24 protein-coding genes are annotated in these 25,393 nt (G+C 74.7%); 15 read left to right on the top strand and 9 right to left on the bottom strand.

Features of this window, described 5'->3' with window-relative positions; translation table 11 throughout:
* Nucleotides 1–35: 35 nt before the first annotated feature.
* From AB0L29_RS23660 to AB0L29_RS23650, 3 genes are all read right to left on the bottom strand, one after another.
* Nucleotides 36–2,300 (bottom strand): molybdopterin oxidoreductase family protein, encoded by a 2,265-nt coding sequence (locus AB0L29_RS23660; protein WP_365829726.1) that lies wholly within the window; start codon nt 2,298–2,300, stop codon nt 36–38.
* Between the two features lie 164 nt (nt 2,301–2,464).
* A complete protein-coding gene (locus tag AB0L29_RS23655) occupies nt 2,465–3,082 on the bottom strand; it encodes a TetR/AcrR family transcriptional regulator (protein ID WP_365829725.1) in 618 nt (205 codons plus the stop codon).
* Nucleotides 3,083–3,166: 84 nt separating this feature from the next.
* Nucleotides 3,167–3,739, bottom strand: a complete 573-nt coding sequence (locus AB0L29_RS23650) for a hypothetical protein (protein ID WP_365829724.1) — start codon at nt 3,737–3,739, stop codon at nt 3,167–3,169.
* A 225-nt stretch (nt 3,740–3,964) separates the two neighbouring features.
* Here AB0L29_RS23650 and hmgA point away from each other — a divergent pair, with 225 nt between their 5' ends.
* The 3 genes from hmgA to AB0L29_RS23635 all read left to right on the top strand — a co-directional run bounded on the left by hmgA (nt 3,965) and on the right by AB0L29_RS23635 (nt 7,341).
* Entirely contained in the window at nt 3,965–5,314 is a 1,350-nt protein-coding gene (gene hmgA, locus AB0L29_RS23645) for a homogentisate 1,2-dioxygenase (protein WP_365829723.1), read from the top strand.
* Between the two features lie 79 nt (nt 5,315–5,393).
* Nucleotides 5,394–6,143 carry a GntR family transcriptional regulator gene (locus AB0L29_RS23640; RefSeq protein WP_365829783.1) on the top strand — a complete coding sequence of 250 codons (750 nt, stop codon included), beginning with the start codon at nt 5,394–5,396 and terminating at the stop codon, nt 6,141–6,143.
* A gap of 40 nt (nt 6,144–6,183) precedes the next feature.
* Nucleotides 6,184–7,341: a type ISP restriction/modification enzyme gene (locus tag AB0L29_RS23635; RefSeq protein ID WP_365829722.1), complete on the top strand. Its 1,158-nt coding sequence runs from the start codon at nt 6,184–6,186 to the stop codon at nt 7,339–7,341.
* Between the two features lie 316 nt (nt 7,342–7,657).
* On the opposite strand, the gene AB0L29_RS23630 is transcribed toward AB0L29_RS23635, so the two are convergent.
* From AB0L29_RS23630 to AB0L29_RS23620, 3 genes are all read right to left on the bottom strand, one after another.
* Entirely contained in the window at nt 7,658–7,927 is a 270-nt protein-coding gene (locus tag AB0L29_RS23630) for a hypothetical protein (RefSeq protein ID WP_365829721.1), read from the bottom strand.
* Nucleotides 7,928–8,042: 115 nt separating this feature from the next.
* A complete protein-coding gene (locus AB0L29_RS23625) occupies nt 8,043–8,855 on the bottom strand; it encodes an anti-sigma factor (protein WP_365829720.1) in 813 nt (270 codons plus the stop codon).
* Nucleotides 8,852–9,394, bottom strand: coding sequence for a sigma-70 family RNA polymerase sigma factor (locus tag AB0L29_RS23620; RefSeq protein ID WP_365829719.1), 543 nt, complete (start codon nt 9,392–9,394; stop codon nt 8,852–8,854). The genes AB0L29_RS23625 and AB0L29_RS23620 overlap by 4 nt, the downstream gene beginning before the upstream one ends.
* Nucleotides 9,395–9,640: 246 nt before the next feature.
* Between AB0L29_RS23620 and AB0L29_RS23615 the strand changes: the two genes are divergently transcribed.
* The 3 genes from AB0L29_RS23615 (at nt 9,641) to AB0L29_RS23605 (ending at nt 14,420) form a co-directional block, all read left to right on the top strand.
* Complete coding sequence (locus AB0L29_RS23615; RefSeq protein ID WP_365829718.1) at nt 9,641–11,173, top strand: DUF4331 domain-containing protein; 1,533 nt, start codon at nt 9,641–9,643, stop codon at nt 11,171–11,173.
* Between the two features lie 95 nt (nt 11,174–11,268).
* Nucleotides 11,269–12,822, top strand: a complete 1,554-nt coding sequence (locus AB0L29_RS23610) for a tetratricopeptide repeat protein (protein WP_365829717.1) — start codon at nt 11,269–11,271, stop codon at nt 12,820–12,822.
* Nucleotides 12,819–14,420 carry a nickel transporter gene (locus AB0L29_RS23605; protein WP_365829716.1) on the top strand — a complete coding sequence of 534 codons (1,602 nt, stop codon included), beginning with the start codon at nt 12,819–12,821 and terminating at the stop codon, nt 14,418–14,420. The genes AB0L29_RS23610 and AB0L29_RS23605 overlap by 4 nt, the downstream gene beginning before the upstream one ends.
* A 267-nt stretch (nt 14,421–14,687) precedes the next feature.
* Here AB0L29_RS23605 and AB0L29_RS23600 read toward each other — a convergent pair whose 3' ends face one another.
* A complete protein-coding gene (locus tag AB0L29_RS23600) occupies nt 14,688–15,494 on the bottom strand; it encodes an SGNH/GDSL hydrolase family protein (protein WP_365829714.1) in 807 nt (268 codons plus the stop codon).
* Nucleotides 15,495–15,809: 315 nt separating this feature from the next.
* On the opposite strand from AB0L29_RS23600, the gene AB0L29_RS23595 reads away from it, so the two are divergent.
* The 6 genes from AB0L29_RS23595 (at nt 15,810) to AB0L29_RS23570 (ending at nt 22,322) form a co-directional block, all read left to right on the top strand.
* Nucleotides 15,810–17,015, top strand: a complete 1,206-nt coding sequence (locus AB0L29_RS23595) for a S8 family peptidase (RefSeq protein WP_365829713.1) — start codon at nt 15,810–15,812, stop codon at nt 17,013–17,015.
* 696 nt (nt 17,016–17,711) lie between these two features.
* Nucleotides 17,712–18,548 carry a glycosyltransferase family 2 protein gene (locus AB0L29_RS23590; RefSeq protein WP_365829712.1) on the top strand — a complete coding sequence of 279 codons (837 nt, stop codon included), beginning with the start codon at nt 17,712–17,714 and terminating at the stop codon, nt 18,546–18,548.
* A complete protein-coding gene (locus AB0L29_RS23585) occupies nt 18,545–19,549 on the top strand; it encodes a glycosyltransferase family 2 protein (protein ID WP_365829711.1) in 1,005 nt (334 codons plus the stop codon). The genes AB0L29_RS23590 and AB0L29_RS23585 overlap by 4 nt, the downstream gene beginning before the upstream one ends.
* A 19-nt stretch (nt 19,550–19,568) precedes the next feature.
* Nucleotides 19,569–20,342 (top strand): polysaccharide deacetylase family protein, encoded by a 774-nt coding sequence (locus tag AB0L29_RS23580; protein ID WP_365829782.1) that lies wholly within the window; start codon nt 19,569–19,571, stop codon nt 20,340–20,342.
* A gap of 67 nt (nt 20,343–20,409) precedes the next feature.
* Nucleotides 20,410–21,504 carry a DUF5925 domain-containing protein gene (locus AB0L29_RS23575; RefSeq protein WP_365829710.1) on the top strand — a complete coding sequence of 365 codons (1,095 nt, stop codon included), beginning with the start codon at nt 20,410–20,412 and terminating at the stop codon, nt 21,502–21,504.
* Nucleotides 21,505–21,533: 29 nt separating this feature from the next.
* Entirely contained in the window at nt 21,534–22,322 is a 789-nt protein-coding gene (locus AB0L29_RS23570) for a DUF72 domain-containing protein (protein WP_365829709.1), read from the top strand.
* A 134-nt stretch (nt 22,323–22,456) separates the two neighbouring features.
* Here the strand turns inward: AB0L29_RS23570 and AB0L29_RS23565 are convergent, their stop codons facing one another.
* On the bottom strand, nt 22,457–22,825 hold the full coding sequence (locus tag AB0L29_RS23565; RefSeq protein ID WP_365829708.1) for a GntR family transcriptional regulator: 369 nt from the start codon (nt 22,823–22,825) through the stop codon (nt 22,457–22,459).
* An 80-nt stretch (nt 22,826–22,905) separates the two neighbouring features.
* On the opposite strand from AB0L29_RS23565, the gene AB0L29_RS23560 reads away from it, so the two are divergent.
* Together AB0L29_RS23560 and AB0L29_RS23555 are read left to right on the top strand one after the other, a co-directional pair.
* Nucleotides 22,906–23,835, top strand: coding sequence for a GNAT family N-acetyltransferase (locus AB0L29_RS23560; protein WP_365829707.1), 930 nt, complete (start codon nt 22,906–22,908; stop codon nt 23,833–23,835).
* Nucleotides 23,816–24,316, top strand: a complete 501-nt coding sequence (locus AB0L29_RS23555; protein ID WP_365829706.1) for a DUF402 domain-containing protein — start codon at nt 23,816–23,818, stop codon at nt 24,314–24,316. The genes AB0L29_RS23560 and AB0L29_RS23555 overlap by 20 nt, the downstream gene beginning before the upstream one ends.
* 2 nt (nt 24,317–24,318) lie before the next feature.
* Here the strand turns inward: AB0L29_RS23555 and AB0L29_RS23550 are convergent, their stop codons facing one another.
* Nucleotides 24,319–24,948, bottom strand: a complete 630-nt coding sequence (locus AB0L29_RS23550; RefSeq protein WP_365829705.1) for a class I SAM-dependent methyltransferase — start codon at nt 24,946–24,948, stop codon at nt 24,319–24,321.
* Between the two features lie 139 nt (nt 24,949–25,087).
* On the opposite strand from AB0L29_RS23550, the gene AB0L29_RS23545 reads away from it, so the two are divergent.
* Nucleotides 25,088–25,222: a hypothetical protein gene (locus AB0L29_RS23545; RefSeq protein WP_365829704.1), complete on the top strand. Its 135-nt coding sequence runs from the start codon at nt 25,088–25,090 to the stop codon at nt 25,220–25,222.
* Nucleotides 25,223–25,393: the final 171 nt, after the last annotated feature.

Genomic DNA, 25,393 nt, shown 5'->3' with positions numbered 1-25,393 from the left:
AGCAATAAGCGCAAAACCGCTGGTCACAGCTTTGCTCAGGTCAGCGCGGTGAGGTTTTCGGTCAGTGCGGCGTCCGCGGGGGCGACCTCGACGGGCACTCCGTTGAGGACCGCGTTGCCCGACAGGGGGTCGAGCAGGCTGCCGTCGAGGAGCTGGTTGACGTTGACGCCGGGGTCGGTGGCGGCATGGGTCAGACGGGTGCCGGGCCGGTCGTGGCCCCAGCCGTGCGGCAGGCTCACCACGCCCGGCCGCACCGTGTCGGTGACCTCGGCGGGGGCGGTCACCTCTCCCCCGGCGCCCTTCACGCGTACGGCCTGCCCGTCCCGCACGCCCAGCCGTTCGGCGTCCTGCGGGTGGAGGTGCAGGGTGCAGCGGTTGGAGCCGCCGGTGAGGGCGGGCACGTTGTGCATCCAGCTGTTGTTGGAGCGCAGGTGGCGGCGTCCGACGAGGACGAGCCCGGCCGGGCGCTCGGCCAGGGCCTGCCTGAGCCGGGGCAGGTCGTCGGCGATCGGCCGCGGCAGCAGCTCCACCTTGCCGCTCCTGGTCCTCAGCGGCTGGGGCAGGCGGGAGCGCAGCGGTCCGAGGTCGATGCCGTGCGGGTGGTCGAGCAGCTTGCCCAGGCTCAGCCCGTCCGGCCGTGCGCCGAAGCCGTCGCCGTAGGGGCCGAGGCGCAGCATCATGTCCAGCCGGCGCTCGGGGCCGTTCTCGCCGGTGAGTCGTGCGGCGAGGTCGCGGGGGTCGCGGCCGTGCACCGGGGAGTGCGGCTCGCGGACCGCCTTGCCGAGGGTCTGCTCGATCACCAGCGCGTCCACGGCCGAGGGGTCCGCGCCGTGCATGCCCGTGGCGGCGAGGACCAGCCGGGCCAGGATCTCGGTCTCGGCCATGCGGCCGGGCTCCAGCGGGACGGCCGGGCGGGTGTAGCGGACCTGGTTGCGTACGGCGAGGGTGTTGAAGGCGAAGTCGTGGTGCGGGCTCTGCGCGGGCGGGGGCGGCGGCAGGACGACGTGGGCGTGGCGTGAGGTCTCGTTGAGGTACGGGTCCACGCTGACCATGAAGTCGAGGGAGCCGAGCGCCTTGTCGAGGCGGTCGCCGTCGGGTGCGGACAGCACGGGGTTGGCGGCGATCGCGACGAGGGCGCGGACCGGCTCGCCCTCGCCGGTGGCGGTGTCGATCTCCTCGGCGAGCGCGGACAGCGGCAACTCCCCCTTGGCCTCGGGGTGTCCGCTCACCCGGGAGCGCCAGCGGCCGAGGGCGAAGCCGCGGCCGGGCCCGGCGGGGCGCGGCGTCCTGTCGGTGGCGGCCTGCGGGAAGAGGGCGCCGCCGGGGCGGTCGAGGTTGCCGGTGAGGACGGCGAGGACGTCGACGAGCCAGCTGGCGAGCGTGCCGTGCGGGACGGTGCAGCTGCCGATGCGGCCGTAGACGGCGGCGGTGGGCGCGGCGGCGAGGTCGCGGGCGAGGCCGCGGATCGTCCCCGCGTCGACCTCGCAGGCCCCGGCGGCGGCCTCGGGCGTGAAGTCCCTCACGCCCGCGCGCAGTTCGCCGACGCCCTGGACGTGGGGGGCGAGGTCGCCCAGGTCGACGAGGTCCTCGTCGAACAGGACGTGCGCCATCGCCGCCAGCAGCAGCGCGTCCGTGCCGGGCCGGATCGCGATGTGCCGGTCGGCGAGCTTCGCGGTGCGGGTGCGGCGCGGGTCGACGACGACGAGGGTGCCGCCGCGGGCCCTGAGCGCCTTGAGGCGGCCGGGGAAGTCGGGGGCGGTGCACAGGCTGCCGTTGGACTCCAGGGGGTTGGCGCCGATGAGCAGCAGGTGGTCGGTGCGGTCGAGGTCGGGCACGGGGATCGCGTTGGCGTCCCCGTAGAGCAGTCCGCTGGAGACGTGCTTGGGCATCTGGTCGACCGTGGAGGCGGTGAACAGGCTGCGCGTGCCGAGTCCGGCGATCAGGAGCGGCGGGTAGAGGGCGCCGGCCATGGTGTGCACGTTGGGGTTGCCGAGGACGACGCCGACGGAGTGCGGGCCGTACCGCTCGACGACGGGCCGGATGCCCGCGGCGACCGCGTCGAAGGCCTCCTCCCAGGTGGCCTCGCGCAGCGTGCCGCCGTCCCGTACGAGCGGGACGCGCAGCCGGTCGGGATCGGAGTCCACGGCGCCGAAGGAGGCGCCCTTGGGGCAGACGAACCCGCGGCTGAACACGTCGTCGCGGTCCCCGCGGGCGGCGGTGACCCGGGTTCCCTCGATCGTGAGCGTCAGGCCGCAGGTGGCCTCGCACAACGGGCAGATACGCAGGGCGGTGCGGGACACGGGACCTCCCGGACGGTGGCGGCGACGGCGACGCGCGTACGGACTGAGCATACCGACCGGTATGCATGCTGGGGAGGGGCGGGCGGGGACGGGCCGGACGGCCGCGCGCCCGGCCGGGGACGGGCGACGGGAACGGCCGGCGCCCGAGCCGCCGGCCCTCCGTGTCAGTCCAGCACCCGCGCCAGATAGGCCCGCAACAGCTCCCGCGTCTCCGCGATGACCTTCTCGTCACCCTCCGGGGCCACCCGGAAGGCGAGGTGGACCAGGGTGTCGGCGGTCTCGACGGCGACGAGGACGGCGCGGTGCAGTCCCTCGTCGGGCTCGCGGCCGAGGTAGCCGGCGAGCAGACCGGTGAGGTGGTCGGCGACCCGGTGGTTGGGTTCGGCGCGGCGGGCGCCGACCGGGATCTGGTTGCCGAAGTCGACGAGGCAGAAGCCGGGCGCGGTGCGCTTCATGTCCAGGTACTCGTCGAGGACGGCGTCCAGGGCCGCGCGCCAGCCCGCGTCGCCGACCGCGTGCAGACGCCCGGCGACCCGCTCGGAGTAGCGCTCCAGGTTGCGCTGGGCCAGCGCGTCGGCCATCTGCCGCTTGTTGCCGAAGAAGCGGTAGACGGAGCCGATGGGCACGTCGGCGCGCTGGGCGACGGCTCGGGTGCTCAGGGCGTCGTAGCCGACCTCGTCGAGCAGGTCGGCACAGGCGTCGAGGATCCTGGTCAGCCGTTCGGCGCTGCGCCGCTGCACGGGCGCGCGGCGGAGCGATGTCGCGTGGGGCACGGGCTTCATGATGCCTTTCCGGCGCGGTGCGGTGAACCTCGCCTCCTGATACGGGACCGGGCGTCGTTGCACTCATCCGTGCACGCTCACCGCTCACCGCACCGGCTCCGGCGCCGGGCCCGCCTCCCGCTCCGGCGTCGGCTCCGCCCGCGACACCGGCTCCGTCCCCCGCTCCGACACCGTGATGTCGGCCGTGCTCTGCACCGGCTCCCCGTCCACGGCCCACACCGTGCCGTCGTCGGCGTACAGCCGCGCGGTGACGTGGTGGGTGCCGCGCGGGACGAGGCGGGCGGGCAGGCGGTGCTCCGGGGTGCGGAGTTCGGCGACGGGACGGCCGTCCAGGTAGAGGCGTGCGAAACCGCGCCCGGCCACCGCCTCGCGGGCCGCGCCGACCGGTGAGAGGCGGAAGTTGCGCAGGGTCAGGCGTACCTCCCAGGCGCCGCCGGTGCCGGGCTGCACCTCGACGCCGACGCCGGGGGCGCTCTCCTCGTCCGCCTCGCGGTAGGGCCGCCCCTTGCCGTCGCCGTCCCCCAGGAGCTCGCCCGCCGGCGAGGACGACACCCCGCCGCCCGGTTCCCGCGCCTCACCGAGGCCGCAGCCCGCGGATCCGCCCAGCACCAGGGCACCGGCCGCGAGCGCGGCGGGAAGGTTCCGCGTCCACGTCATGCCCGGGAGCGTAGAACAGCGGTCCGGCGCCCCGGATCCCCCTTGGGTCTGGTTCCCCTCCTCCGCGCAGAGGACTCCGCGAGGAGGACGGCGGCGCGCGGGACCACACCGTCCGGCGTACGGGACCACACCGTCCGGCGTACGGGACCGCCCCACCCCTTGCGCCACGGCAACCGCAATCCTACGGTGACGCATAGGAATCGGATCCGTGAGGGAGCAGCGAGCATGGGCGCGGACGCGCGGAAGACCGCCGAAGGGCTGACCTACCTGTCCGGCTTCGGCAACGAGCACAGCTCCGAGGCCGTCCCGGGCGCACTGCCCGAGGGCCGCAACTCGCCGCAGCGCGCTCCGCTCGGCCTGTACGCCGAGCAGCTGAGCGGTACGGCGTTCACCGAGCCGCGGGCGCACAACCGCCGCTCGTGGCTGTACCGGATCCGCCCGTCGGCCGCGCACCCGCCGTTCACCCGCACCGGCAACGGCGCGATCCGCACGGCGCCCTTCACCGAGGCGGTCCCCGACCCCAACCGCCTGCGCTGGGACCCGCTGCCGCGGCCCCCGGCCGGCACGGACTTCCTCCAGGGCCTGTGGACCCTCGGCGGCAACGGCGACGCCACCCAGCGCACGGGCATGGCCGTGCACCTGTACCACGCCACCGCGTCCATGGAGCGCGTCTTCAGCGACGCCGACGGCGAGCTGCTGATCGTCCCGGAGCGCGGCGGCCTCCTGCTGCACACCGAGTTCGGCCGGCTCCACGTGGAGCCGGGCCACGTCGCGCTCGTCCCGCGCGGGGTCCGCTTCCGCGTGGAACTGCTGGACACGGCGCCCGAGGGCGGGCAGGCGCCGGCCGCCCGCGGTTACGTGTGCGAGAACTACGGCGCCCCCTTCCGCCTCCCCGACCTCGGCCCGATCGGCGCCAACGGCCTCGCCAACGCCCGGGACTTCCGGGCGCCGGTCGCCGCGTACGAGGACGTGGAGGGCCCGGTGGAGGTGGTCAACAAGTTCTGCGGCAACCTCTGGACGGCCACGTACGACCACTCCCCGCTCGACGTCGTCGCCTGGCACGGCAACTACGTGCCGTACGTCTACGACCTGCGCCGTTTCAATGTGCTCGGGACCATCTCGTACGACCATCCCGACCCGTCGATCTTCACGGTGCTGACGTCGCCGAGCGACACCCCCGGCCTCGCGGGCGTCGACTTCGTCGTCTTCGCGCCGCGCTGGCTGGTGGGCGAGGACACCTTCCGGCCGCCGTACTTCCACCGGAACGTGATGAGCGAGTACATGGGCCTGATCGAGGGCGCCTACGACGCGAAGACGGCCGGGGAGGGCGGTTTCGTGCCGGGCGGCGGCTCGCTGCACAACATGATGTCGGCGCACGGGCCGGACCGGGAGACCTTCGACCGGGCCAGCGCCGTCGAGCTGAAGCCGCAGAAGATCGACGACGGGCTGGCGTTCATGTTCGAGACCCGCTGGCCCATCACCCTCACGCCGCAGGCGGAGCGGGCGGAGCACCTCCAGCAGCGGTACGACGACGTGTGGCGGGGCCTGGAGCGCCACTTCGGCCCCGCGCGCTGACCGCTCCCGTCGGCCCCCGCCCGACCGCTCCCCGTCGGTCCCTTGCACTGATCGTTCGCTACCGGTACGGATGGCAGCCGTGACCTCCTTCGCCCCGGACTCGATCGTCCTGAACCGCAAACTGCCGCTCTGGTACCAGGTGTCGCAGTCGCTGCGCGCCTCGATCCTCGGCCGCTCGCCCCGGGACCCGCTGCGCCTGCCCACCGAGGAGCAGCTGGCCGGGCACTACGGCGTGAGCGTGCTGACCATGCGGCAGGCGCTGAAGGAGCTGGAGGACGAGGGACTGATCTCCCGGCACCGGCGGCGCGGCACGTTCATCGAGCCCGGCGCGCACCGGGGCGCCCCGGTGCGCCTGCTGGGCTCGGTGGACGCCATCGTGGCCCAGCAGTCCGGCATGACGACCGAGCTGCTGGACCACGGACCGGCGCCCGTGCCCGCCGAACTCGCCGAGCACTTCCCGGACCTGGGCGAGGTGGCGACGTACCACCGGCTGCGCAGCGACGAGAAGACGGGCGAGCCGACCAACCACGCCCGCAACTACGTCCGTCCCGAACTGGCCGCCCGCATCGACCTGGACGACCTGGTGCGCTGGCCGATGACCAAGGTGCTGCGGGACGTCGTGGGGGCGGACATCAGCCGCATCACGGACACCGTCCAGGCGCGGCTGGCGGACCCGGAGACGGCGCGGCTGCTGGACGTCCCGCTGCTCAGCCCGATCCTGCACTACACGGGCGTCACCTACGACACCGGCGGGCGCCCCCTGGACGTGGCCGTCATCCACTACCGGGGCGACCGGTTCTCCTTCACGGTGACCCTGGACGCCACCTGACCCGACGGGCCCCCGCCGCCGGCCGGCGCAAGGCCGTACGATGCCCAGCGTGACGCACGACGACGCTCCGCCGCTGGCGGACCTCATGCCGTGGTCCGTCGCACCGCCGCGGCTCGGCCGGGGCTGGCCGGCGGCCCCCGACGCGGCGTCCTTGAAGGCCCGTTGGGACGCCCTGATGAAGGCCGGGGGCCCCGACCGGGAAGCGCTGTTCCAGCCGACGCGCTCCCGGACGCTGCGCACGGCGGTCGGCCGGCTGCCGGGCCGCAGCGGCGGCACCGAGAGGCTGCTGCGCGCCTCGGGCCCCTGCCCGGAGCCGGTGCGCGTGCTGCGCGCCCCCTTCGACGAGCAGTGGCTCATCCCCGACCACCGCCTCATCGACGCGGCCCGCCCGGAGCTGTGGCGGGTGGCGGACGCGCACCAGGTCTTCGCCGTGGAGGCCGAGGCCCCCGGTCCGCTCCTGCTGGCGACCTCCCTGCTGCCGGTGCCACGTTCCGGCCGGGTCCGCCCCCTGTACCGCCGCCCCGGCGGCGCGGAACCCAACCTGGCGCCCGGCCTGGCGGAGCACCTGGGCGCGCGGCTCGGCGGCGGCTCCCCCGCCCCGCTGGACGTGCTGGCCTGGATTGTGGCCGCGGTACGCCCGGGCCCGGCCGTCCCGCTCACCGGGGACGCCGGCGCCTGGGCACGGGGCGTGGAGCTGGGCCGCCGCATGCTGTGGCTGATGCGCCGCGACGGCGAGCGCCCCAGACTTCCCGGCGGCCGCCGCCCGTACGTGCGCGCGCCGCTGCCCGCCCGGCCGTCGGTGCTGCGCTACGACCGTGACGAGGAGGCCCTGTTCCTGGACGAGGGCCGGATCTCCCCGGTGCCGCCGCAGGCCTGGGACTTCGAGGTGGCCGGGGGCCGTGTGCTGGAGCGGTGGTTCGCGGCCCGCACCGCCGGGGCCGAGCCGGGCACGCTGGCCGCGATCGGCCCGGCCACCTGGCCGCAGGCGTGGACGTCGGAGCTGCTGGAGCTGATCACGGTCCTGGCCCTGCTCGCGGAAGTGCGCCCGTTGCAGGAGGAGTTGGCGGTGCCGGACCCGGTCACGACGGCCGAGCTGCGCGCGGCGGGCGTGCTTCCGGTCCCGGACGCGGCCCGTCGGCCCGCCTCGGTGCTGGACGGGCAGGAGGAGGGACCGGAGGGGCAGCTCACGCTGCTCTAGCCGCCGCCCCGGTCACCGGGCTCGAAGGCGTCCGGCACACGCCCGGGCGCCCTGTCCGGCACCCTCTCCGGATCGTCGCCGTACGTCGGTACGCGCACGGCAGGCGGTGGTCGCCGGACACACGTCGGACGCATGTCCCGGGTGCCGGAGTTGGTGGACGGGGAGCCTCCGGTCACGGCCGGGCGGGAAGGGGGCACCGACGGGGACGTGCCCGCGCCCCGGGGGGACACCGGGGCGGCGCTGCGTGCCGCGGGGATGACGGACGGCGAGTGCGCAGCGCTGCGCCGGGACGGTGTGGCCGCCTGAGCGGTGGGTCCTAGCGGCCGCCGAACAGCGAACGGCGCAGCCTGCGCAGCGGCGCGAAGAGCGAGACGTGGCGCATGCGCGCACCCCCGCCGCCGCGGTGGTGCCCGGGCTCACGCGCCGTCAGCTCCAGCATCAGTGACGTCGCCTCGGCGGTCTCCCGCTGCGGGACCGCGGGTCCCGCCAGTATCGAGAGATGACGGTCGAGACGCGAACTGCTCGCACTGCTCCCGTAGGTGATCGCAGGGACCCTCGCCCTGCTGCGCACTGTTATCTGCTCCATGTCACTCCCCACCCGTACGAGTCCACCCGGCCCGGGCAGGGTAACCCTATCGCCCCGTCGGGGCACGCGTGTATCACGGTCACAGGATTCACCTTCCCCGCAAGGCGGTTGACGATTACTCTCCGAATCCGAGCGATTTCAGGGCGAGTTGGACAATCGGTTGACCGGTCGGCCGGGGTGAACCGCCGTCGGGCTCGACGGTTACGGCGAGTGACGCCGAGGAGGGGCCGAGGCCGGAAGCCACCAAGGGCGTGTCGCCGTCGAAGAGCCCGAGGGAGCGCGGCGGTGCGCCCGGGCGCATGACCCACAGCTGGTGCACACGCCCGCCGGAGGGCTCGCCGTACCCGCCGAGGGTGACGACGGCACGCCCCGCCGATGCGGAAACGATTACTCCGATCGTTCGGCCCCGGGCGTCCCGCCCGTTGCCCGCGCGCGCGTCCGGAGCGGCGAGAACGTGGGCGATCTCACGCGTCTGGGCGCGTTCCGCCGCCAGGCGGTCCTGCGTCCGGCCGGCCTGCACGGCGAACAGCGAGGCGACCACGAGGGCCGCGGCGGCCGTCGCCGTGGCGAACGGCACGAACAGGGGGCGCGGCCAGGGAGCGCGGGGGCGCGCCGGCGGCGGCCGGGTGCCCCACACGTGCGGCGGCAGCGTGGGCCTGTGCTCGCGCGCCGGCGCCGGTTCCTGCGGAGTCGTCCGTACGGCGGCGAGGACCCGTTCGCGCAGGGCGGCCGGAGCGGGGGCGGCCGTCGACCAGGCGAGCCGGACGGCGTCCTCGGACAGCACGCGCACCTCGGCGGCGCAGCGCTCGCAGCCGCTCAGGTGCTTCTCGAAGCGGACGCGTTCGGCGGGCTCCAGCGCGTCGAGCGCGTAAGGGGCGGCCAGCGAGTGCGGGTCCTCGCGGCGCAGCAGCCGGTCCAGCAGGCTCATGCCGCACCTCCCAGGCAGTCGCGCAGCCGGGTCAGTCCGTCGCGCATGCGGGTCTTCACCGTGCCCAGCGGCAGGGACAGCCGCTCGGCCACCTCACGATAGGTGTAGCCCTCGTAGTAGGCGAGGGTGACGGACTGGCGCTGCAGGGCGGTGAGCCGGTCCAGGCAGCGGCGCACCCACTCGCGTTCGAGACCGGCCTCGACCTCCTCGGTCACCTGGTCGAAGGCGGGATGGTGGGCCCGCCGCGCCTCGCGCCGCTCGCGCTCCCCGGCCGCGCGGACGCTGCGCACCCGGTCGACGGCGCGGCGGTGGGCGAGGGTGAGGATCCAGGACAGCGCGCTGCCCCGGCCGGGGTCGAACCGCGCGGCCGACCGCCACAGTTCGAGCAGCGCCTCCTGGGTCACCTCCTCGGCCTGGGCGGGGTCGCGCACCACCCGCCGCACCAGTCCGTACACGGGCCCGGACACCAGCCCGTACAACTGCTCGAAGGCGTTCTGGTCACCGCCTCCCACCAGCAGCAGGAGTTCGTCCGCCTCCACTCGGTCCCCCTCTCCCGGCCGGCACGCGGCCCGTCCCACCACTCGAGGCATTCCCACCGTCCCGTCGCACACGAGGCGTGCGCGGCACGCGCGCCTCCGCAGAGGAGGTACGGATCACGGGGCCGAAAACGCGGGTGCGGCAGCGGAAAAGCGGCGCCGGAAGAAGTTCCCGCCTCCGACCAATCCGCCTCCGGCCCCACTCCGAATCCCCGGGCGTCAGGCAAGTTGGCACTGAGGACGGACGGCATGACACCTTTCTCCAGGACCGGTGCGGGACGCGGGAGCCTCGCGACCCTGATCTGCGGGGCGCTGGCCGCCGGCGGGCTCGCGGCCGCCGGCGTGACCGCGCTGGAACCTGAGGCGGCCTCCGCCTCCAGCCACCGCGAGGCCCCGCTGATCTCGGGGACCCCGCAGTACGACAACACGGACGTGTACGCCTTCGTCAGCCCGGACAAGCCGGACACGACGACGATCATCGCGAACTGGATCCCCTTCGAGGAACCGGCCGGCGGCCCGAACTTCTTCACGTTCGCCGAGGACGCCCAGTACGACCTCCACATCGACAACGACGGCGACGCGCAGGACGACCTGCTGTTCCGCTACACGTTCGCCACGCACGTCAGGAACGACAAGACGTTCCTCTACAACACCGGCCCGGTCACCAGCCTGGACGACCCCGACCTCAACGTGACGCAGACGTACGACGTCGAACTGCTGAGGCTGGAGGGCCGGCACCCGGTGTCCCGGACGAAGATCGCCGACGACGTGCCGGTGGCGCCGTCGAACGTGGGCAAGGCGTCCATGCCGGACTACGGCACGCTGCGCAAGCAGGCGATCCACCGGCTGGCGGGGGGCGCGACGACGTTCGCAGGGCAGGCCGACGACCCGTTCTTCCTGGACCTGCGGGTCTTCGACCTGCTCTACGGCGGGAACCTCTCCGAGGTCGGCAACGACACCCTCAAGGGCTACAACGTCAACTCGATCGCCCTGCAGGTCCCCCACCACCTGCTCACCGAGTCGGCGGACCAGCCGGTGGTCGGTATCTGGTCCACCACGCGGCGCAAGAACGCGCGGGGCCACTTCACCCAGGTCTCCCGGCTGGGCAACCCCCTCGTGAACGAGGTCGTCAACCCGCAGAGGGACAAGGACAGGTTCAACGCGTCCGCGCCGCGGGACGACGCCCGGTTCCTGGAGAACGTCACCCACCCCGAGCTGCCGAAGCTGATCGAGGCGATCTACAGGATCGAGGCGCCCGCCGAGCCGCGCGACGACCTGGTCGACGTGTTCCTCAAGGGCGTCGAGGGCCTCAACCGGCCGCCCGGTGTGACCCCGTCGGAGCAGCTGCGTCTCAACACCTCCGTCAAGCCGGCCGCCGAACCCAAGCGCCTCGGTGTCCTGGACGGCGACAACGCGGGCTTCCCCAACGGCCGTCGCCTCACCGACGACGTCATCGACGCCTCGCTCCAGGTCGTCGAGGGCGAACTGCTCGGCGCCAAGAACGACCTGGGCGACGCGGTCGACGCCAACGACAAGGAGTTCGGCCGCTCCTTCCCGTACCTGGCCGACCCGACGGAGGGCTCGCGCGGCCCGCTCGCCGGGGGCGTCGACGGCGGCGACGACGTCCGCAACCAGCTGGGCGACGCCCTGCGGCCGGCCGGCGCGCCGGGCTCCGGCGACACCGGCCTGATCGCCCTGTCCGCGGGGGCGGGCGCCGGCGGGATCCTCCTGATCGGCAGCGGCCTGATGTGGTGGCGCCGGATGCGGAACCGGGCGTACTGACCCGTTCCCCCACCGACAGGCGCGGCCCGTACCCCCGTCCCCCACGGCGGGCCGCGCCGCCGACTTCCCCAGAGCGAGCCGACCGAGGAGAGGGCATGTCTCCGCGTACGAACGACAGCGCGTCGCGGCGCCGACCCGGCGCACAGCCGGTCAGGGCACCGGGGCGCGAGCGCGCCACGGACCCGTCCGCCGCACGGGAGGAGGGAACGTCCGCGCGCGGCGCAGCGGTGGCCGCCGCGGCCGGTGGCGGCGGACCGGGGACCGGCTCCGGGGGCACCGGCGCGGACGCCCGGGCGGCGTACCCCGGCCGGCGGTGGCGGGCGGCTCATCTGGCGGGATGTGCCGCGCTGCTGGCGGTCGCGATGACCGCGGGGGCCGTCACGTCGCAGGGCGTACGGGACGCCCGCGGCGCCGCGGCCGCCGCCCCGGCCGCGGGCGTCGTGCCGGCGCCGGGCGCGCCGGCCGGCGGTGACCTCGACGCGGGCGTCCGCTCCCTCCAGGCCCATCTCAGGGCCCAGCCGCGCGACTTCGGGGCGTGGGCCGTGCTCGGGCTGGCCTACGTCGAGCAGGCCCGGACCGAGGGGGACCCCTCGCGGTATCCGCAGGCCGAACGGGCGCTCGGACGGTCCCTCGCCCTCGCGCCCGGCAACGACCAGGCCCTCGCCGGGCGCGCCGCCCTCGCCGCGGCCCGGCACGACTTCACGGGCGCGCTGGAGCACGCCGAGCGGGCCCTGCGGCAGAACCCCTACAACGAACGCGCCCTGTCCTGCCGTATCGACGCCCTCGTCGAGCTCGGCCGGTACGCGGAGGCAGCCGAGGCCGCGGACACCGCCGACGGCAGGCGGCCGGGCGTGCCCGTCTTCACGCGGTACGCGTACGTGCGGGAGCTGCGCGGCGACGTGCGCGGCGCGCGCCGGGTCCTGGAGCAGGCGCTCGCCGGTGCCGCCTCGCCCGCGGACGTGGCGTACGTCGCCACCGCGCTCGGCCAGCTCGCCTGGAGCCAGGGCGAGTACGGGACGGCCCTGCGGCACTACGCCCGCGCCCTCGCCGCCGACGAGGACCACATCCCCGCCCTGGAGGGCCGCGCCCGCGCCCAGGCGGCGAGCGGTGACCGCGCGGCGGCCGTCGCGGGTCTCGAGCGGGTCGTCGCCCGCTCCCCCCTGCCCGGCCCGCTCGTCGCCCTCGGCGAGCTGTACGAGGCCCGGGGGGCCGCGGGCGACCGGGCGAGGGCCCGCGACCAGTACGCCCTCGTCGACGCCTGGACGGCCCTCGCCCGCGCGGGCGGCGTCAACGCCGACCTCGACACCGCGTCGGCCGCCGCCGACCACGGCGACGCGAAGGAGGCCCTGCGCGCGGCCCGCGCCGAGTGGAACCGGCGGCACAGCGTGCACACCGCGGACGCCCTGGCCTGGGCCCTGCACGTCAACGGCCGCGACGCCGAGGCCCTGCCGTACGCCCGCCGGGCCACGGCCACCGGCCACCGCAACGCCGTCCTCCTCTACCACCGCGGCATGATCGAATACGCCACCGGGCACGGGAGCGAGGCCCGCGCCGCCCTTAGGGCCGCCCTGGAGCTCAACCCCGGTTTCTCGCCCCTGGGCGCGCGTGCGGCCCGCAAGGCCCTGAAGGACCTGGAGGCGTCCCGGTGACCCCGCGCCGTCCGCTCGCCTGCGGCGCGGCCGTCCTCACGGCCGCCTGCGCGCTCGCCCTGCTCCCCGCCGCCACCGCGAGCGCGCACCCCCTCGGCAACTTCACCGTCAACCGCTACGACGGCCTCGTCGCCGCCCCGGGCGAACTCCGCGTCCACCACGTCGAGGACCTCGCCGAGATCCCGGCGGCCCAGGCCGGGCCGGACATCGAGCGGCAGGGCATGACGGCGTGGGCCCGGCAGCGGTGCGAGAGCGCGGCGCGGGACAGCGAGGTCACCGTGGACGGGCGTACGGTCGCCCTCACCGCGCACAGCAGCCGGGCGCGCGTGCGGCCCGGCCAGGCCGGGCTCGACATCCTGCGCGTGGAGTGCCGGCTGACCGCGCCCCTGCCCGGCGGGACCGCCGTCGCCGTCGGCTTCCGCGGCGCGGGCGCCGCGGCCGGACCCGGCTGGCGGGAGATCACCGCGCGCGGCGACCGGACGACGCTCACCGCGTCGGACGTGCCCGACAGGTCGGTGTCGGCCGAACTGACCCGCTACCCCGAGGAGTTGCTCTCCTCCCCGGCCGACACCGCGACCGCCTCCCTGCGCGTGCGCCCCGGCGGGCCGGCCCTGGCCGGGGAGGAGACCGACGCCCCCGCCGCCGTCCTGCCGCGCGGTGCCGACCGCTGGACACGCGCCCTGGACGACCTGGTCGCCCGGCACGACCTCACCGCCGGCTTCGCCGCGCTGGCCCTCCTCGTCGCCGTCGCCCTCGGCGCGGTGCACGCGCTCGCCCCGGGCCACGGCAAGACCGTCATGGCCGCGACGGCCGCCGCCCGGGGCGGGCGGGCCCGGATGAAGGACGTGCTGCCCCTGGCCGCCTCGGTGACGGTCACCCACACCCTGGGCGTGGTCGCCCTCGGCCTCCTGGTCACGGCCGGCTCGGCCGCCGCCCCCTCGGTGATCGCCTGGCTCGGCGTGGCGAGCGGCGTCCTGGTGACCCTGGCGGGGGTGAGCCTCGTACGCCGGGCCCTGCGCCACCGCGAACACCCGCACCCATCCGGGGATCCGCGCTCGCACCCGCACCCGCGTACCGGCCGTCCCGCCCCCTCTCACGATCCTCACCACGGTCACGATCACGGCCGTGATCACAACCACGACCACGACCACGACCACGACTACGACTACGGCCATGACCACGACCACGGTCACAGCCACCCGCACGCCCGTCCGCACAGCCACGGCGGCTTCACCCACACGCACCCCACCGCCCCCACCCTGCGCGGCACGATCCTCATGGGCTTCGCCGGCGGACTGGTGCCCAGTCCGTCCGCCGTGGTCGTGCTGGTCGGCGCCGCCGCGCTCGGCCAGGCGTGGTTCGGTCTGCTGCTCGTCGTCGCCTACGGCGTCGGTCTGGCCCTGACCCTCACCGCGGCCGGGTACGCCGTCGTGAAGGCGGGCAGCGGCGTGAACCGCCTGCTGGAGCGGCGCCCCCGCTGGACGGCCGGCCCGGTGGCAGCGCTGGTGCGCCGGACCGCGCCGCTGGGGTCGGCGTTCGTCGTCGTCGCCCTGGGGGCCGGACTGGTGTTCAAGGGGGCGGCGAGCGCACTCGGCTGAGCCGCTTTCACGGGGAAGCGGCGAGAACTCCGGGATCCGCCCGGAGGAGGGGAGGCGGCGCGGGACGGCCCGGTGCCGTTCCCGGTGACGGGAGAGGGGGAGACCCCGACGGGCGGGACCTCCCCCTTCTCCTTCCGGCACGGCCTCGCGGTGAACGGGCCGGATGCGGTGGGCGGATCCGGTGCGGCCGTGTCGCGGCCGGGCGCTGCCGTTCGGGACGGTCGGTCGCTGCCGTTCAGGACGGCCGGTCGCTGCCGTTCGGGACGGTCAGTCGTTGCTGTTCAGGACCGGCAGGTAGCCGCCCGACTGGCCGGCCGCGGTCGGGTGGTAGGACTCGCCGATGTTCAGCCAGTTGACGCTGTGCAGCCAGGAGCTGCCGGAGCAGATCTCGTGGCCGGTGAAGGTGGGGCGCACGTCGCCCCAGGCGAAGCCGTGGTCGGCGGCGCGCTTGGCGATGGCGGCGTTCAGGTGGTCGGAGGCGTCGTTGATGGCCTTGCGCTTGGTCTCGGACAGGCCGAGGCAGGTGGTGCCGAGCTTGTAGAAGCGGGGGTAGCCGAGCACGACGACACGGGCGTTGGGGGCCTTGGAGCGGATCGCCGAGTAGACGTTGTCGAGCTGGCCGGGCAGCGTGGAGTCGACGTAGGCCCTGGCGGTGTTGATGCGGGAGACGCAGGCGCTGTCGGTCTGGAGCACACAGGTCGTCATGACGTCGGCGAAACCGGCGTCGTTGCCGCCGATGGTGATGGTGACCAGGCCGGTGGTGGAGCTGAGCGGGCCGAGCTGTCCCGCCAGAACATCACCCGTTCGAGCGCCCGAGCAGGCGGTGAAGTGGAAGGACGAGGGTGCGTTGGCGGCGGCCCACAGGGGCGGGAAGGCCTTCGTGCTGCGCTTGCAGTCGCCGCTGGCGCTGTCGTAGCTGCCGGCGCCGACTCCGGAGGAGTAGGAGTCGCCGAGCGCCACATAGCCCCCGGACGCGGTGAGTTGGGACGCATGCGCCGACACCGCCCCGGTGAGGGCGGTGCCGGCGGTCAGGAGCAGTGAGCTCAGGAAGAGGACAAGTCGGGAACGTCTCATGGAGCCTCCCTTTAGCAGGATCTCTGCCCTAACTGTGTTAGCAACTACGCGTGTTGACGGGAAGTGTCCATGCCAAAACTATTGCGGACTTCACGGGATCCGCCCGGCGCGCTCACCGGGGTTTTTGTTTCATGGCCATGACAGATTCGTTGTCAAGTGTTCAACTCCCTTGTATCGGGAGCGCGGACGGCCGACGCTTACTCCGGCTCGGAGCGGAACGCGACGCTCCCGGCCGTGTGCGCGAGCCCGCGCACACCCCCCACTTCGCGCGCGCCCCACCCGGGCACGCGCTGCCTGGAGGAGGACTCCCCCGTAATGGCACCTCTGCGCAGCAACAGACTCCGGTTCGCCGCGATCACGTCGGCGGCGGCCGCCGCCCTCGTGGGCGGGCTCACCGCCCTCCCGGCCCAGGCCGCCCCCGCCGAGGGCCGGGTGCTCGCCGCCGGTTCCCCCACCGCCGTCAAGGACAGCTACATCGTCACGCTCAAGAAGAGCGCGGGCCTCAAGGCCTCCTCGGCGGCGGGCAGGGATCTCGTCGAGGAGTACGGCGGCACGGTGAAGAAGACGTTCGGCAAGGCGCTGAACGGCTACACGGCCACCCTCTCCGCGACCGAGGCCAGGCGGCTCGCCGCCGACCCGGCGGTGGCCTCCGTCGAGCAGAACCAGCGCGTCCACCTCGCCGCCACCCAGACCAACGCCCCCTGGGGCCTGGACCGCATCGACCAGCCCTCCCTGCCGCTCTCCGGCACCTACACCTACCCGGACAGCGCGGGCAGCGGCGTGACGGTCTACGTCATCGACACCGGCGTCCGCATCACCCACCAGCAGATCAGCGGCCGCGCCTCCTACGGTTACGACGCCGTCGACGGCGACACCACCGCCTCCGACGGCAACGGTCACGGCACTCACGTGGCCACCACGGTCGCGGGCTCGACGTACGGCGTCGCCAAGAAGGCGAAGATCGTGGCCGTGCGGGTGCTGAACAACAGCGGCTCCGGCACCACCGCGGGCGTGATCGCCGGCATCGACTGGGTGACGCAGAACCACTCCGGCCCTTCGGTCGCCAACATGTCGCTCGGCGGCGGCGCCTCCACCGCCCTGGACACGGCGGTCCGCAACTCCATAGCCAGCGGCGTGACCTACGCGGTCGCGGCCGGCAACAGCAGCACCAGCGCCTCCTCGTCCTCCCCGGCGCGCGTCTCCGAGGCCATCACGGTCGGCGCCACCACCAGCACCGACGCCAAGGCGAGCTACTCCAACTACGGCTCGGCCCTGGACATCTTCGCGCCCGGCTCCTCCATCACGGCGGGGTGGTACACCAGCGACACCGCGACCAACACCATCTCCGGCACGTCGATGGCGACGCCGCACGTCGCGGGCGCGGCCGCGGTCTACCTCGCGAACCACACCTCCGCCACCCCCTCCCAGGTCGCCTCGGCCCTGGTCGCCGGCGCCACCACCGGCAAGGTCACCGGCGCGGGCACCGGTTCACCGAACCGGCTGCTGCAGATCGTGCCGTGACCCTGACGGCACAGCAGTCCTGAACCCCGTTCCCCGGAGGCCCGCCCGGCCTCCGGGGAACACCTGTTCAATCCCGGACGATTTCCGGAGACCGGGCCGTCGCGCCCTTGACGCCCCTCTGGCACTGCGTCACATTGAAGCCCGGCATCCGACGCTTCGGGGGGCAAAGCCGGCCATGCGCGTCATCCGTACCAGGACTTCCGCAACCGGGCGCGATCCCGCGCCCATGGACGAGGTACTCACCCCCACCCGGCCGGAACCGATCGGCCCGGTCCGAGGCGTGGTTGCGCGCCCGGATGCCACCGCCATGCTGGTGACCCGGAAGAGGAACGCAACGGCCAAACCAACAAAAACGTGAGACTTCCTTTCAGGTCTTGCCATACGGGTTCAATCGTCAATACCGTCATACATCTCACCCGCATCGGTCCGTCAGCACGCGGCTCAGGGGAGGGCTCGGAACCGCGACGAACCGGCGCGGGGCGCGGTAGGGGGGTGCCGTGCCCGGTGACCGCAACGGTGACCGGGCCGTGCCGCGCGGTCGGCTGCCGTTTTCCGCGGGCCGGCCAGCTTTGCCAGCTCACCCGGCGTGCCCGAAGCTCCACCTCGGCGTGCGCGGGTGAGAACCCCCCTTTCGAACCGGACAAGAACCGGACCGCCCGGGGGCGGGCGGTCCACCGGACGAGAGGGACCGGACTCATGAGCTCAGTTCTGCAACCGGCGACCACGGACCCCGATCCGTCGCCCGCCGGGACATCCACCGCCGGCACGTACCGGCCCGTCTCCTCGCACCTGGCCATAGCACCGCCGGTGAGCGTGGTGATCCCGGCCATGAACGAGGCGGAGAACCTGCCGTACGTCTTCAAGACCCTGCCCGACTGGATCCACGAAGTGGTCCTGGTGGACGGCAACTCCACCGACGACACCGTCCGGGTCGCCCGCGACCTGTGGCCCGGCGTCAAGGTCGTCGAGCAGCGCGGCAAGGGCAAGGGAGACGCCCTGATCACCGGGTTCCAGGCCTGCACCGGCGACATCATCGTGATGGTCGACGCGGACGGTTCGGCCGACGGCAACGAGATGGTGTCGTACGTCTCCGCCCTGGTCTCGGGCGCGGACTTCGCCAAGGGTTCGCGCTTCGCCAACGGCGGCGGCACCGACGACATGACCTTCGTCCGCAGGCTCGGCAACCGGGCGCTGTGCTCCGTCGTCAACCGCAAGTTCGGCGCCCGCTACACCGACCTCTGCTACGGATACAACGCGTTCTGGCGGCACTGCCTGGACAAGATCGACCTCGACTGCACCGGCTTCGAGGTCGAGACCCTGATGAACATACGGGTCGTCAAGGCGGGGCTGAAGGTGCAGGAGATCCCCAGCCACGAGTACCTCCGCATCCACGGCACCAGCAACCTGCGGGCCGTACGGGACGGGTTCCGGGTGCTCGGCGTGATCCTCAAGGAGCGCTCCAACCGGCGGGCGCTGCGCCGCCGCACCCGCCGGTCGCCGATGCTCGACGCGGTCCGGGGAGAGGCGTCTTGAGCGACCCCGCACGTTCCGCCCCGCGGATCTCGGTCGTGATCTGCGCCTACACCGAGGACCGCTGGGAGGACATCCTCGCGGCGGTCGCCTCGGTGCGGGCGCAGTCGCGGCCCGCTCTGGAGACACTGCTGGTCGTCGACCACAACCAGCCCCTCCTGGAGCGCCTGGGCAAGGAGTACGAGGAGGCCGGGGACGTGCGGGTGCTCGCCAACGCGGGCCCCCGCGGCCTGTCCGCCGGCCGCAACACCGGGATCGCCGCCTCGCGCGGCGAGGTCGTCGCCTTCCTCGACGACGACGCCGTGGCCGAGCGCGACTGGCTCGGCCGCTTCGCCGAGGCCTACGCCGACCCGCGGGTCATGGCGGTCGGCGGGCGCACGGTGCCGGTGTGGGCCTCGGGCCGCCGGCCCGCCTGGTTCCCCGAGGAGTTCGACTGGGTGGTGGGCTGCAGCTACCGCGGGCTGCCGCACGGGCGCGTGCGCGTGCGCAACGTCCTGGGCGGCAACGCCTCCTTCCGCCGCACGGCCTTCGACGCGGCGGGCGGCTTCGCCACCGGCATCGGGCGGGACGGCGACAAGCGCCCGCTGGGCTGCGAGGAGACGGAGCTGTGCATCCGCCTGGGCCGGGCCCTGCCCGACGCGGTCCTGCTGATCGACGACCGCGCGGTGATCCACCACCGGGTGCCCGAGGCGCGCGAGCGCTTCCGGTACTTCCGCGCCCGCACGTACGCCGAGGGCCTGTCGAAGGCCCTGGTGGCCCGGAGCGTCGGCGCCGGGAAGGGACTGGAGTCGGAGCGCCGGTACGCGACCCGGGTCCTGCCGGCCGGAGTGGCCCGCGGCCTGCGCGACGCCCTGCTGGCCCGCCCGGGCGGCGCGGGACGGGCCGGCGCGATCGTCGCCGGGGTGCTCACGGCGGCGGGCGGGTACGTGGTGGGCGGCGTACGGGCGCGGCGCGGCGCGCTCACGTTCCGCGTGCCCCCGGTGCGGGAGGGCGGCCGTGGCTGAGGCGCCCGTGCCGGTCCTCATGTACCACGCGGTCGCGGCCGACCCGAACGTCGCCACCCGGGCGCTGTCCGTGACGCCGGAGGCGTTCGCGCGGCAGATGGCGCTGCTCGCGGAGCTGGGTTTCACCCCGGTGGGCACGGCCGACCTGGCGGGGAGCTGGCGCTCGGGACGGCCGCTGCCCGGGCGGCCCGTCCTGATCACCTTCGACGACGGCTACGAGGGCGTGCACCGCCACGCCCTGCCCACCCTCGCCGAGCACGGCTTCCCGGCCACGCTGTTCGTCACCACGGGCTGGCTGCGCGGCCCGTACGACACCGGGGGCGCCCCGGACACCATGCTGGACTGGGACCAGGTGCGCGAACTGGCGTGTTCGGGCGTGGAGATCGGCGGGCACAGCCACAGCCACCCGCAGCTCGACCAGCTCCCCGACGCGCGGCTGCGGTTCGAGCTGGTCCGCTGCCGGGAGATCCTCGGCGACCGGCTGGGCCGCGCCCCGGCCTCCTTCGCCTATCCCTACGGCTACTCCAGCCGCCGGGTCCGCGCGGCGGTGCGCGAGACGGGGTACGCCCAGGCGCTCGCCGTCGGCAACGACCTCGCGCGGCGCCGGCAGGGGCCGTACGCCCTGCGCCGCGTCACCGTGCGGCGCGGCACCGGCCTGGAGGAGTTCGAGCGGGTGGTGCGGGGCCGCGCGATCGCCCGCACCTTCGCCGCGGACCGGGCCCTCACCAAGGGGTACGCCCTGGTGCGCGGGGCGCGGCGGGCCGGGCGGCTGGTCACCGGCCCCCGGGGCTGACGGAGTCGTCCCGCGCGCACCCGGAAACCGGGTGCGCGCGGCGTCCCCGTGCCGGATCATGGGCGGCATGTCCGCGAACCCGCACGAGGCACTGCCGATCCGGCTCACCGTCGACGACAGCGACTCCCCGGCCGACGTCGTCGACGCGCTGTTCCTCGGCCGCTTCGCGACCGGTGAGCAGCCGTACGCGCACGCGGCGAACATCGACCGGGTGCGGCCCGGGGCGACGCTCATGCCGCCGGGCGCGCGCGTGCTGCGCGTGGCCCGCGACGACGACCGCAGCGCGACGCTGGCCGAGGGCGACGGCTGGACGCTGCTGGTCTCCCGCTGGAACCGGGGCGCCGACGTCACGGTGACCGCGACCGGTGCCGAACTGGCCGAGAAGGTCCTCGGCCAGGCCACGGACGGCGCGGCGGACGAGCCCGAGCCGCAGCCGGAGAACGTGACGATGGGCTTCTGGTACGTCTCCCCGCGCCGCGGCCCGCACCGCACCACCCGGCAGATCGCGGCGGGCACCTGGCAGGAGGTGCGGGCCAACTACACCGCGCCGGTGGCGGACGCGATGGACCGCCTGATGAAGACGGGCCCGCAGGACATCGCGGGCCGCCTGCTCCTGCTGCACGGGCCGCCCGGCACCGGCAAGACGTCGGCGCTGCGCACCCTGGCCCGCTCCTGGCGGGACTGGTGCCAGGTGGACTGCGTGCTGGACCCCGAGCGGCTCTTCTCCGACGTCGGCTACCTGATGGACATCGCGATCGGCGAGGACGACCCCACCGGGAAGGGCCGCTGGCGGCTGCTGCTGCTGGAGGACTGCGACGAGCTGATCCGCGGCGAGGCCAAGCACACGGCGGGCCAGGCGCTGTCGCGGCTGCTCAACCTGACCGACGGCCTGCTCGGCCAGGGCCGCAACGTCCTGGTCGGCGTCACCACCAACGAGGACCTGGAACGCCTCCACCCGGCCGTCGTCCGGCCCGGCCGCTGCCTGGCCCGCATCGAGGTGGGGCCGCTGACCCGCTCCGAGGCGGTGGACTGGCTGGGCCGGGAGGACGGCGTCGGCCGCGAGGGCGCGACACTGGCCGAGCTGTACGCGCTGCGCCGCGGCACCTCCCCGACGGCGCTGCCGGACCAGCGGGGCGGGGCGGACGCGGGGCTGTACCTGTAGGGAACCCCGGCCGGTGTTCTGATGGGGATATGACCCTCTTCGTCGGCACGTCGGGCTGGCAGTACAAGGACTGGCGGGACGTCCTGTACCCGTCCGGGCTGCCGGTGCGGCTCTGGCTGGAGGAGTACGCGGCGCACTTCGCCACGGTGGAGATCAACAACGCGTTCTACCGGCTGCCGGCGCGCGAGACGTTCGAGGCGTGGCGGGAGCGGGTGCCCGCGGACTTCGTCGTCGCGGTCAAGGCGAGCCGCTTCCTGACCCACGTCAAACGGCTGCGGGACCCCCGGGAGCCGGTGGACCGCCTGATGAGCCGCGCGGCGGGGCTGGGCGACCGCCTGGGCCCGGTCCTCCTCCAGCTCCCGCCCACCCTGCGCGCCGACCCGGCCCTGCTGGACGACTGCCTGGCCTGCTTCCCGCCGTCGGCCCGGGTGGCGGTCGAGCCGCGCCACGACTCCTGGTGGACACCGCGGGTCCGCGCGGTCCTCGTCTCCCGGAAGGCCGCCCTGTGCTGGGCCGACGTCCTGGCCCGCCCCACGGCCCCGCTGTGGCGCACCACCGACTGGGGCTACGTCCGCTTCCACCAGGGCCGCGCGCAGCCGTGGCCGCGCTACGGCCGGCGGTCCCTGGGGACGTGGGTGCGCCGGATCGCCGCCGCCTGGTCCGGCGGCGAGGACGTGTACGCGTACTTCAACAACGACCCGAACGCGGCGGCGGTGCAGGACGCGGCGGCCTTCGCGCGGCTGGCGGGGGCTGCCGGGCTGACGGTGGCCCGCACGTCGGGCCGGCCGCCGGGGGCGGCCGGGGACTGCTTCCCGTGAGCCGGCCGCGGACCACTTCCCGCAAGCCGGCCGGGGCTACGTCCCGCAAGCCGGCCGGGGCTACGTCCTGTGAGCCGGCCGGGGACTGCTTCCCGTGAGCCGGCCGCGGACCACTTCCCGCAAGCTGGCCGGGGCTACGTCCCGTAAGCCGCCCGCAGGGCGTCCCGCACGGCCGCCAGCGCCTCGTCCTCGGTGCGGCCGAGCCGGCGGACCCGCTCGGCGTAGTCCCGGGCGGCCGACGCCGCCTCGCGCTCCGCGGCCGAGCCCGCCGCGGCGACGAACGTCCCGTTGCGCCCCCGCGTCTCGATGACCCCGTCCGCCTCCAGCGCCCGGTACGCCTTGGCGACCGTGTTCGCCGCCAGGCCCAGCGACTCGGCCAGCCCCCGCACGGTCGGCAGCCGGTACCCCACCGGCAGCGCCCCCGATCGTGCCTGCGCGGAGATCTGCGCCCGCACCTGCTCGTAGGGCGGGGCGCTGTCGTCGATGTCGATCGTCAAGCTCACGGGAGGATTGTCCCGCACCGCCGTCGGGCCCGCGGAAATGGGGAGGCGCCCCGGGCGCGTGACGCGTAGCGTGCGCCTCCATGACCGTGATCGTGCGCGACCTGCGCCCCGAGGTCCGAGCCGACGCCGAGGGCTTGTGCCGCGTCCGCCGTCTCGCCGTCCCCTTCCTGCTGTGCACCCCGGAATCGGTGCTGCACGTCCTGACGAACACCCACCCGGACGCCCGCTTCGGGCAGCTGGTCGCCGAGGAGGACGGCGAGATCGTCGGCACGGCCCAGGCCGGCCTCGCCCACGACAGCCCGGAACCCGGGCAGGGCCTGGTCACCGTCTACGTCCGCCCGGACCGGACGCGGCGCGGCGCCGGTTCGCTGCTGCTGCGCGCCGCCGAGGAGCGCCTGGCCGGCCTGGGCGCCCGCAGGCTCTTCACGTGGGTCCTGGACGAACCGCGCCACCGTGCCTTCGCCGAGCGGCACGGTTACCGCGCCGGCCGCTCGGCCCGCTTCCTGCGCCTGGACCTGGCCGGCGGCACTCTGCCGCCCCGCCAGGACCCGCCGCCGGGCGTCGAACTGCGCACGGCCGCCGGCTTCGCGGACGACCCGCGTCCGCTGTTCGAGCTGGACGCGGAGACGACCTCGGACGAACCGAGCGACGTCGACGCCGAGCTCACGGACTACGACGCCTGGGTGAAGGAGACCTGGCAGCATCCCCTCCTCGACCTGGACCTGACGACGGTCGCGGTGGCCGACGGCCGCCCGGCGGCCTTCACCGCGGCCTACACCGACGGCTCCGGCCGCTACGCCACCGCCATGACCGGCACCGCCCGCGCCCACCGGGGCCGGGGCCTGGCCAAGCTCGTCAAGAACGCCTCCCTGCACCGGGCCCGCGCCGCCGGGTGCACGCAGGCGTTCACCGGCAACGACACCGGCAACGGGCCGATGCTCGCGATCAACAAGTGGCTCGGGTACCAGGTCTGCGCGACGGAGGTGCGCCATGTCCGCGAACTCGGCTGACCGGGCGCGCCTGCTGGACGTCGTCCTCGTCAAGGCGGGCCGTACGAAGATCCGTTATCCGGCCGAGCTGCTCCACGACGACGGCACCCGGATCGTGGTGCGGGCCCCCTGGGCGGGCGGGGGCGTCCGCGACTTCGGCTTCGTCCGCTTCGAACCCGGTGACGTCTTCACGGAGTACTACTGGCGCGACCGCTGGTACTCCGTGAAGGAGGTCCGGGCCGCCTCGGGCGCCGTGAAGGGCTGGTACTGCGACATCACCCGTCCGGCCGTGCGCGAGGGCGCACGGCTGGTCGTCGAGGACCTCGACCTGGACCTGTGGCGCTCCGGGGACGGCGGGGACGTACGGCGTCTGGACGAGGACGAGTTCGCCGCGAGCGGCCTCGCGCGCACGGATCCGGAGGCGGCGGCCGCCGCCACGGCCGCGCTCGACGCCCTGGAGGCGCTGGCCCGGGGCGGCGGCTTCGCCGCACTGCTGGCCTGAGCTCACCCGGTCACCGCCACCACCGCGTACCGCTCGTCGGCCACCTGCTTGCCCCACAGCAGCGGGTCGTCCGACAGCCGCTCCACGCGCACCTGTCCGGTGAGCGGGGCGAGCAGGGCGGTGAGCCGGTCCGCCGGTATGCCGACCGGGCCGGCCGTGCCCCACACGCCCTCGACCAGCACGAGCCGCCCTCCCGGCCGCAGCAGGCTTCGCCAGTGCCGCAGGGCCCCGCCGGGATCGGGCAGCGCCCACAGCACGTGCCGCACCAGGACCGTGTCGAAGCGCTGCTCGCCGACCGGCGGCGCCGCCGCGTCACCGACCAGGAACACCGCGTCACGGCCGGCCAGTTTCCGCCGGGCCAGGTTCACCATGTTCCGAGAGAGGTCGACGCCGGTCACCCGGTGCCCCTGTTCGGCCGCGAGGAGCGACAGGCTGCCCGTGCCGCAGCCGAGGTCGAGGAGGTCGCCCGCCCGCGCGGGCAGCCAGGCGCGCAGCCGGGCGGCCCAGGCCCGGCGGACCCGCGGGTCGCGCAGCCCGTGGTCGGGTTCGTCGTCGAAGGCGGCGGCCCGGGCGTCCCAGTCGACGTCCCGGGCCGCGTCCGCCGAGGCCGTGCGGTCGCTGTCGTCCGTCATGCGGCCGAGGATGGCACCCGCCACTGACAACCGAATCGTGACGGACATCACAGACAGATCGGGACCGATGAGGAAATCTCCTCCGAAAGGTCTGCCTCCGTGGGAACACGGAACCCGGTAGACCCTGAAGGAGGCAACCATGCGCCGTGTCACCGTGCACAAGCCCTTGCGGAAGACGGACGCCCGTCAGGTCCGGGAGGAGGCCGACGAGCGCCCCGCGGGGCGGCCGGAGGTCCGCAAGGACATCGCACGCACCTGGTGGCCGGACGGCTGATCCCGCGGGACCGCGCCGGCCGCCCGCGGCAGCGGACCCGGTCGTACGGACCGTCCACGCGCCACTGCACCACCTCGTCTCCCCACCGCGCGTGGTTCTCCCGGCTCCCCGGCTCCCCGGCTCCCCGGCTCCCCGGCATCAGCCTGCTCGTGCGGAGCCCGGCCCCGGCAG

The organism is Streptomyces sp. NPDC052701, assembly GCF_040678355.1.
Lineage (GTDB): Bacteria > Actinomycetota > Actinomycetes > Streptomycetales > Streptomycetaceae > Streptomyces.
This window is presented reverse-complemented; position numbering and strand designations above follow the sequence as displayed.

Bases quoted from the DNA above. Each gene is read 5' to 3' on its own strand.
- AB0L29_RS23655 (WP_365829725.1), bottom strand. From the start codon at position 3,082: ATGAAGCCCGTGCCCCACGCGACATCGCTCCGCCGCGCGCCCGTGCAG.
- AB0L29_RS23650 (WP_365829724.1), bottom strand. From the start codon at position 3,739: ATGACGTGGACGCGGAACCTTCCCGCCGCGCTCGCGGCCGGTGCCCTG.
- hmgA (WP_365829723.1), top strand. From the start codon at position 3,965: ATGGGCGCGGACGCGCGGAAGACCGCCGAAGGGCTGACCTACCTGTCC.
- AB0L29_RS23635 (WP_365829722.1), top strand. From the start codon at position 6,184: ATGCCCAGCGTGACGCACGACGACGCTCCGCCGCTGGCGGACCTCATG.
- AB0L29_RS23630 (WP_365829721.1), bottom strand. From the start codon at position 7,927: ATGGAGCAGATAACAGTGCGCAGCAGGGCGAGGGTCCCTGCGATCACC.
- AB0L29_RS23625 (WP_365829720.1), bottom strand. From the start codon at position 8,855: ATGAGCCTGCTGGACCGGCTGCTGCGCCGCGAGGACCCGCACTCGCTG.
- AB0L29_RS23615 (WP_365829718.1), top strand. From the start codon at position 9,641: ATGACACCTTTCTCCAGGACCGGTGCGGGACGCGGGAGCCTCGCGACC.
- AB0L29_RS23610 (WP_365829717.1), top strand. From the start codon at position 11,269: ATGTCTCCGCGTACGAACGACAGCGCGTCGCGGCGCCGACCCGGCGCA.
- AB0L29_RS23600 (WP_365829714.1), bottom strand. From the start codon at position 15,494: ATGAGACGTTCCCGACTTGTCCTCTTCCTGAGCTCACTGCTCCTGACC.
- AB0L29_RS23595 (WP_365829713.1), top strand. From the start codon at position 15,810: ATGGCACCTCTGCGCAGCAACAGACTCCGGTTCGCCGCGATCACGTCG.
- AB0L29_RS23590 (WP_365829712.1), top strand. From the start codon at position 17,712: ATGAGCTCAGTTCTGCAACCGGCGACCACGGACCCCGATCCGTCGCCC.
- AB0L29_RS23580 (WP_365829782.1), top strand. From the start codon at position 19,569: ATGTACCACGCGGTCGCGGCCGACCCGAACGTCGCCACCCGGGCGCTG.
- AB0L29_RS23575 (WP_365829710.1), top strand. From the start codon at position 20,410: ATGTCCGCGAACCCGCACGAGGCACTGCCGATCCGGCTCACCGTCGAC.
- AB0L29_RS23570 (WP_365829709.1), top strand. From the start codon at position 21,534: ATGACCCTCTTCGTCGGCACGTCGGGCTGGCAGTACAAGGACTGGCGG.
- AB0L29_RS23560 (WP_365829707.1), top strand. From the start codon at position 22,906: ATGACCGTGATCGTGCGCGACCTGCGCCCCGAGGTCCGAGCCGACGCC.
- AB0L29_RS23555 (WP_365829706.1), top strand. From the start codon at position 23,816: ATGTCCGCGAACTCGGCTGACCGGGCGCGCCTGCTGGACGTCGTCCTC.
- AB0L29_RS23550 (WP_365829705.1), bottom strand. From the start codon at position 24,948: ATGACGGACGACAGCGACCGCACGGCCTCGGCGGACGCGGCCCGGGAC.
- AB0L29_RS23545 (WP_365829704.1), top strand. From the start codon at position 25,088: ATGCGCCGTGTCACCGTGCACAAGCCCTTGCGGAAGACGGACGCCCGT.